The organism is Streptobacillus felis, from assembly GCF_001559775.1.
In the GTDB taxonomy this organism is placed as follows: domain Bacteria; phylum Fusobacteriota; class Fusobacteriia; order Fusobacteriales; family Leptotrichiaceae; genus Streptobacillus; species Streptobacillus felis.
In genome coordinates this window covers 1-2721 of record NZ_LOHX01000274.1, presented here as the reverse complement: position 1 = coordinate 2721, position 2721 = coordinate 1, and the positions used below count along the sequence as shown (strand labels likewise).

The following is a 2721-nucleotide window of genomic DNA, read 5'->3' as shown; positions in this document are numbered from 1 at the left end:
ATATTAAAAAGAATTTTGTTACTTTTATGTTTAATGATTTAGCTAATAATAAAGAAATTACTTATCATACTTTAACGATTCAAGATTTTGTTTCTAAACTACTTTTTCATCTACCTTACAAACATTTTAAAATGATTAATAGATTTGGTTTCTATGCTAGAAGAAAATCTGATAAGTTAAAATCAGCTCTTGGTTTATTTAAAACTGAACTTAAAAAAGTTCCTTCACTTTTTAGAAAGAACTTTAAAGCTATTTGGGAATTTGATCCTTTTATGTGTCCTAATTGTAATATTTATCTTGAAGCTTATGAACTTTTTGTAAGCAGTGCTTTTGGCCGACCTATTCATAAATTCTATAACCCTAATGGCCTATTATTCAAATAGGTATTTTTGTGCTACTTGAATATATAAAGTGCATTCTTTTTATATCATTATAATTATTCAATTATTTGAATTAATAAAAATATACACGCTTTATTAGAGTTCTAATTTCCTATAGAATTAAAAAGGGAAGATTAAATCTTCCCTTTTTTGAATTCTGTCTTAAACAGATTCTAATATGAAAACAAATATTTAGTTTGATGCCTTAACTGGTGCACCTATTACACCTTCAAACATTAAGCTTCTTGCATCATCTGTAAATAAGTTGTAATATTTCATAGCTTTATTTACAGGTGTTACGTCATATTTGAACATTAATGGTACTTCTACTGCTTGATCTAGGTAGTATTTATGCCATTTCTTATAAGCTTCTGCTTTGTAGTTAGGATCTTCTAAACCTTTAGGGTCTGAAATTGCAGCAAGTAATTTATCGTTTTCTTCACTTACGAAACGGTTCATGTTAAATGGTGCAAATCTTGAAGTTGTTTGAGAAGGATCAAGAGATGATCCTACTCCCCATGCAGCAGCATATATATCAATTTCTGGGTCATTTGCTTGTACTTTTTCATAGAATAATTGGAACTCAAGTAATCTTCCGTTAGTTAATACTACATCAATTCCAACTTCTTTCCAGTTTTGTAAGTAGAATTGTGCTAATGGTTCAGCAACGTCTGATCCACCCATAGTAGCAAATTTAAGTGTTAATTTCTTACCATCTTTATCAACAAATCCATCTCCATCACTATCTTTATATCCTGCTTTTTCTAAGTATTCTTTAGCTTTTTCAGGGTTGTATTCATATCCAGTATTTGTTGGATCATAGAATTTTTTGAATATAGGTGGTGTTTGACCATTTGCTCTTGATCTTAATCCATTATAAAAAGCTGATGCTGCTTCATCAACATTTAATGCATAAGCAATAGCTTTTCTTAAGTTAACATCTTGTAATGGAGTATCTCTATCCATAAAGTTTTCATTTTTCTCATTGTCTCTATGTCCTAAGTTGAAACTTAAGTAAGAGTAGTATAATGCTGGTCTTCCTAATACTGCTAAGTTATCAAAAGAAGAATATTTATCATATGCATCTTGAGGAACTTCTAAGTATAAATGATATTCACCTTGTTTCATACTTTCAGCAACTAATTGAGGTGCAACTGTTTTTAAAGTAGCTTTTGCAACTTTTGGTTTACCTAAATGATAGTATTCATTAGCTTCAAATTCAATTGCTTCTCCAGGTATTACATTTTTAACTACAAATTTACCACTTGATAAAGGATGTATTCTTAATTTATCAGATGATTCTAAATCTTTCATAGCAATATCAGATAAGTAGTGTTTTGGTAATAATTGAGACATACTTGTGATTGGTCCTCCGCCAGTAACTACTTTAGGGTTATTTTCTTTTAATTGAATATGTACTTCAGTATCGGAAACTTTAGTTACCCCTGATATTGTGCTTGCAGCACCTGAATGGTATTCTGACATACCAACTATTTGTCCATGTTCAGATTCATCATATCTGATTCCTGTATAATCTTTATGTCCTAAAACTTCCATAGTATAGATGAAGTCATCTGCACCCATTGGATGTCCATCAGACCATTTTAAACCTTCTTTAAATTTAACTATAACTTTTTTGTTTTCAGTGTCTAATGATAATGTAGCTATTCCACCTTCAGTATCTAAGATTTCAAAATCTTCATTTTTCCAGAAAATTTCTTCACTAATATAATTTAAGATGTCTCCATCATAACCATCTTGGTAATGTAGAGCAGATAATACTCCTTTAAATGGAGATGAGTTTACTAATCCAATTTTGAACTCTGCATTTTCATCTACTATCCCATCATTTTTATACTCTAATGGGAAATTTAAACTAACTTCTGCATCTTTTGCAGAATCAGATTTAGCTTGACCTGGTCCACACGACACTAATAATCCTAAACTTGCAAGAATTAAACTTGCTGATAAAATTTTTTTCATAATTTTCCTCCTAAATATTTTTTTCTTTATTCAAAACAATTATACAATCTTTTTCTGCATTAATCAAATATATGTTATTTATATCATATATATACTCAATATATGTTTGTTTTGAAAATCTATAGAAATAAATTTTAATTTTCCTTGTTTTAAATTTTTACTAATTATCAGCATAATTAACTAAATCATATATATGGAGTAAATATAAATTTCTTTTTTGGTAATTTTAATAAGTCACTAGAGTCTATTTTTATTTTATTAAAAATAAGATTTTATAATTTTAAAAACATCAACACTTTATTTAAATTATAAATATAATGAAAAACCTCTTTACCCAAAATAGAACATGTACCAAAAA

2 protein-coding genes are annotated in these 2721 nt (G+C 28.3%); one reads left to right on the top strand and one right to left on the bottom strand.

The annotated features are described in order from the left end of the window. Positions 1 to 383, top strand: a 383-nt coding sequence (locus tag AYC60_RS04715) for a transposase (RefSeq protein WP_197416970.1), incomplete at its 5' end; no start/stop codon positions are given. Positions 384 to 572: 189 nt separating this feature from the next. On the opposite strand, the gene AYC60_RS04710 is transcribed toward AYC60_RS04715, so the two are convergent. Next, positions 573 to 2363 carry an oligopeptide ABC transporter substrate-binding protein gene (locus AYC60_RS04710; protein WP_067321826.1) on the bottom strand — a complete coding sequence of 597 codons (1791 nt, stop codon included), beginning with the start codon at positions 2361 to 2363 and terminating at the stop codon, positions 573 to 575. Between the last annotated feature and the right edge of the window lie 358 nt (positions 2364 to 2721).